Origin of the sequence: Caballeronia terrestris (assembly GCF_001544515.1) — a bacterium.
Lineage (GTDB): Bacteria > Pseudomonadota > Gammaproteobacteria > Burkholderiales > Burkholderiaceae > Caballeronia > Caballeronia terrestris.
The window spans coordinates 1-5,119 of record NZ_FCOL02000162.1; the positions used below are offsets into that span (position 1 = coordinate 1).

The following is a 5,119-nucleotide window of genomic DNA, read 5'->3' on the forward strand; positions in this document are numbered from 1 at the left end:
GCATCTAAGCTTGCGCGTATCGAGTACCCGCTCGACTGAGGTCGCCACATCCACTGCTGGATTGAGCGTGACCGTTACAATATCTGTCATCGTTGTCTCCGCCTCGGACGGGTACATGGCCGTACCCCATCTGCGTCGCCGAAATGGGCGACGTCACCTCAGTGATCTTCGAAAATCCTTCTTCGCGACGCCGTCACGGCAACGTGTATCGTGCTGGCCCTTACCCGGCTGTCCCACGGTACTGGATGCACTGATTGGCGTTCGCGCGGCGCCCTCGATTGACCTCAGGCACGGTCCGCCTTGCCGCCCATCGTCGCTGCCTGCTCGGCTACCGCGACCCGTCGCTTGACCGCGATGAAACTGTCCGGACTCACCGACATGGAATCGATGCCGCACTCAACAAGGAATTCGGCAAATTCTGGATGGTCGCTTGGCGCCTGACCGCACAAGCCGACCTTCGCACCGTCCTTATGCGCCTGCTCAATGACGCTTTGAATCATCCATTTAACCGCGTCGTCCTGTTCGTCGAACAGTTCGGCCAAATCTGCCGAGTCGCGATCCACACCGAGGGTTAGTTGGGTCAGGTCATTGCTGCCGATCGAAAAGCCATCGAAGCGTTGCGCGAAGGCCTTCGCCAGAATCACGTTCGACGGAATCTCGCACATGACGTAGATTTCAAGGCCCGACTCGCCCCGCCGGATACCATTTTCGGCCATCACCTCGAGCACCCGGTCGGCTTCCTTCGTCGAACGGCAGAACGGAATCATGACAATCACGTTCCTGAAACCCATCTCGTCGCGCAGGCGACGAATCGCCCGGCATTCGAGCGCAAAACCTTCGCGATACCGCGGCGAGTAATACCGTGAGGCGCCGCGGAAGCCAAGCATGGGGTTTTCCTCCTTCGGCTCAAATTCGGCCCCGCCGATCAGGTTCGCGTACTCGTTGGTCTTGAAGTCACTCATGCGCACAATGACTGGATGTGGAAATTGCACAGCAGCGATGCGCCCCAATCCTCGCGCTAGCCGATCTACGAAGTACTCGGTCCGGTCGCCGTAACCTGCCGTCAACTCCGCAATGGTCCGTTTCGCCTCCGCGTCCTTGAGAGCTTCGTAGCGGACGAGGGCCATCGGATGGATTTTGATATGGTTACTGACCACAAATTCCATCCGAGCCAGTCCGACGCCGTCGGCTGGGATCCGCCACCAGCGAAATGCTGCAGCCGGATTGGCAAGAGTCAACATGAGCTTGACGTGCGTCGCCGGGATACTCTCGAAATCGATCTCCTCGACTTCGTAGTCGGCGGTGCCTTCATAGACGAATCCGTCGCGGCCTTCCGCACAGGACACGGTCACCTCCTGCTCGTCGTGCAATATGTGAGTCGCATTGCCTGCTCCCACGATGGCCGGAAGGCCGAGTTCGCGACTCACAATGGCCGCGTGCGACGTACGCCCCCCGGAGTCGGTGACAATGGCAGAGGCACGTCTCATCACGGGCAACCAGTCCGGATCGGTCGTCCGAGTCACAAGAATGCCGCCGTCGACGAAGCGCGCCATTTCACGCGGACTGTCAATGACACAGACCGTGCCAGTTGCTACCGCTTCGCCGATGCTCACGCCGGAAACGAGCTTGCGGCCCGCCTTCTTGATGCGATAGGTCTTCACCGCACTGGCTTCGCGTCTCGACTGGACAGTCTCAGGCCGAGCCTGAACGATGAACATTTCATTGGTCTCGCCGTCTTTCGCCCATTCGATGTCCATCGGCTGGCCATAATGTTCCTCTATCACACACGCCCAACGCGACAACGCAAGGATTTCCTCGTCGCTCAAGACAAGAGCTGCGCGCTCCGCCTTCGACGTCGGAACATTCTTCGTTGGTCGCGCAATGTCCCTCGTGTAGATCAGCTTGCGGTCCTTCTCGCCTCGCTTCTTCCCGATAATCGGCGAGAATGACGCGTCCGAAAGAAGCGGCTTGAACACTTCATACTCGTCAGGATCAACAGAACCCTGGACCACGTTTTCGCCCAGCCCCCAAGCGGCGTTGATGAGTACCACCTTGTCGAAACCGGTCTCTGTATCTATTGAAAACATTACACCCGCACCGCTCAGGTCCGACCGCACCATGCGTTGCACACCCACCGACAGCGCGACTTTGAGATGATCGAAGCCCTTTACCTGCCGATAGCTGATCGCTCGGTCGGTAAAGAGCGACGCGTAGCACCGGCGGCAGGCATCGAGCAAAGCACGCTCGCCCCTGATGTTGAGATAGGTCTCCTGTTGTCCGGCGAAGCTCGCGTCGGGCAGGTCTTCGGCCGTCGCGCTTGATCGAACTGCGACATCGACGTCCGCCTTCCCGGTCCGGCGGTTCAATTCATCGTACGCGAGCCGAATCGACTGAGCCGTCTCCTCCGGCCATTCGCCCCGAAGGATCGCGCGACGAATGGCTTCGCCGGCTTCGGCCAGAGACCGCCGACCATCCCCAAGTTCTTTAAGCACCGAGGACATCGTGTCGCGCAATTCATTTGCGTCGAGGAAACGCCAATACGCGCCGGCCGTGACGGCAAACCCAGGCGGAACCTTCACGCCCCTGGCGCCGGTTGGCGACCATCTCGCCCAACGAGGCGTTCTTTCCACCGACAAGCGCGACGTCCGTGCGCCGAAGGTCCTCGAACCATACAAGCTGCGATGTGTCGTTGGTCATGTGTGGCTCCTTCGCCAGTCAAATAGGGATTCGCAAGGCTGTCGATTGTCGCGTTTCTCGTCGCAAGCACTTCCGAGGAGGACTGTCGGCGGCTGGTTAACGTCCGCTAGTCATTTCGCCGGCCCGGCTGAACGGGCCACGACGATTAGAGGTTGCGTCCGGCAACGATCAAATTCTGATTTCTTCGTTCGATGCTGGTCATGCTCCACTAATTGTATTTTTGGGACCATGTAGGCTCGTCATACATACCCTCACGAGCCGGTCCCGTCGGGATCGCTCAAATGCTGATATAGCCTTGGAACGTCCAGGGAAGCTTTAATTGAGACGGGGAAGTAGCAGTCTCCTTACTGTCAATGCTCGAGCCAGCAAACCCCGGACTGCCCTCCGCCGAAAAAATTGGCGTGAACGCCAACGTATCGTTAATCCTGATCAGAAAATCTGAGTTGAAGCGCGACGGCGGATAGATTGAAACGTCAGTGAAGAATTGCGAGACATACTCATCAGGGGCTGCCCCGAACGCAAACGTCTTTACCGGTTCAACCGCGTCGTAGTGGGCGGGCAGCTCATATTGGCGATCCCCCTGTTTGACGACTAGTGCGGGAACGTAGACAAGGTTGCACTCCCGTATGAGACAGGTGGTACGCCGGTCGAGCGATCGGCCCGTCGGGCCCGAGCGCGAGCGGTGGGTGAGCCCATAGAGCAAGGTTCAAGGGACTCGTTCGTTGCGCGAAGTACTCTGCCATCCAGTTCATTCCAACCTCCACTAAACCTAAGATGTGCAACATGCCGAGCGGCCGATCGTGAACAACCGAACCGCATCCCATTCCATCGCCATCACCTCGACGGAAGTCACACGCATCCAGACATTCCGTTCGTTCCCGATGCTGGATCATGTGGCATACGGCCGCTCGGAAAACGGTCGGCATCCTAGCGGGAGCGCACCCCCTTTGCTATCGCGTCGGCCGCCTTCATTCGCAAAGCGTGTTCGCTCCACCCTTGTAAGGCTATGCACTAAACTTTTTGGCATGTTGACTTGAGTCAATCCGAGGGCGGTACCCCGGGTCTGGCTCCCTGATACAGCGGGAAGACGCTCCTATCGGCACGCGACGCCGCACTCGTGCGCGTCCATGCCGGCGTACGTATCGGGTTTCTCTCGCACCAGCAGCCGATCGAAAGGCCTCGTCGAAATCAATTCGGTCACGGCGAGGCGCTCGAAGCCCCCTCGGAACGTCCTCGCAGTTCGGAACCAACGATTCCCTGACTGCAGGTTGCTTCGAGCAAGGTGTTCGAGGAGCTGTGCGCCACCTGTAAATGGCAGCCTTGACACCTGCGTCGATGCTCGGTCTCATGGCGGTGGGCCAACCTTTGACGGTCTACCTCAAGCGTCGCGCATCAGACGATTTCGAATTTGTTCTTCTTGACGGCTCCGACACTTGACCTGAATCAAGGGAGCAGACCTGTGCGCGACCACACAATGCCGAGAACGTGGCTTTCTTGGAGTGTCATCGTGAATCGCCCAAACATGAGGCATCTGCTCCACGTGCTTGGCATCGTTACAACGCTGCTCGGTGGAGTTGGCTGCGCGTTCGCCGAGGGCGAACCCACGGCTCTCTTAGACCGGTATCGCTGCATGTTTTGCCACACCGTCGATACCCCGTTTCGCGCCCCCTCCTTTCGAGAGATCGCCGCGCACTACCACCGCGTGCCCGATGCCAGCGCCATGCTCGAAGGCAAGCTGCGACTGGGAGGCCGGGCGCACTGGGGAGACATGGCGATGCCGTCGGCCGCGGGACGCGGCGCCGGTGCACTCTCGCGCGAAGACGCACATGTTCTCGTTCAGTGGGTACTTCGCCAGTGAGAAAAGGCTCGCGAGCCCGTGGACTGATGCAAGCATGCGAACGCCGACCGCGTCCAAACAGCGGGTCGACAATCGCGTATCCACGGCTAATTGCGATGGAATGGCGACCCTCGGCGCCATGTGGACATCAGGACATTTTCGGAGCAAGCGTTATATGACTCAGGCTCAGATTCGTATGTTTGTCAGCGTGTTGGCTGCGCTCACGACCCTAACCTATAGCTTGAGCGCGAGACCCGCGATGCCGGAACAGGAAGGCGCCGACCGGAACGTGGCCGACGTATCGGCGCTCAATCTTCCGAACGATCAGACTTCTTCCGACGGCGTTACGACGCCCGCGCAGGGACAACCCGTGGCGCAGGTTCCCACCGACCCCTTCGTGCAACGGCGCAATGCGAACGCCCGGGCGAACGCCGAATATCGCGCATCGAAGAAAGCCTCCAAACAGCAGATGGAGGCTGTCGTCGACGATGCGAAGGCCCTCTACGAAGAAGAAGTCGCCAACGCGAAGATCAACCGCAAGGCCGACAGGAACGCTGCCATGAACGAGTTGAAGGCGTCCGAACC

General features: G+C 59.2%; 2 protein-coding genes and 1 pseudogene. 2 read left to right on the plus strand and 1 reads right to left on the minus strand.

Annotated features, from left to right (window positions below; genetic code table 11):
• Positions 1 to 284: 284 nt before the first annotated feature.
• A pseudogene (gene ppsA / locus AWB67_RS34355) lies at positions 285 to 2,697 on the minus strand (phosphoenolpyruvate synthase).
• A gap of 1,522 nt (positions 2,698 to 4,219) precedes the next feature.
• On the opposite strand from ppsA, the gene AWB67_RS34365 reads away from it, so the two are divergent.
• Together AWB67_RS34365 and AWB67_RS34370 are read left to right on the plus strand one after the other, a co-directional pair.
• Positions 4,220 to 4,555 (plus strand): c-type cytochrome, encoded by a 336-nt coding sequence (locus tag AWB67_RS34365; RefSeq protein ID WP_087642784.1) that lies wholly within the window; start codon positions 4,220 to 4,222, stop codon positions 4,553 to 4,555.
• Between the two features lie 34 nt (positions 4,556 to 4,589).
• The coding region (locus tag AWB67_RS34370; protein WP_235025520.1) for a hypothetical protein at positions 4,590 to 5,119 on the plus strand (530 nt) is incomplete at its 3' end.

Bases quoted from the DNA above. Each gene is read 5' to 3' on its own strand.
- AWB67_RS34365 (WP_087642784.1), top strand. From the start codon at position 4,220: ATGAGGCATCTGCTCCACGTGCTTGGCATCGTTACAACGCTGCTCGGT.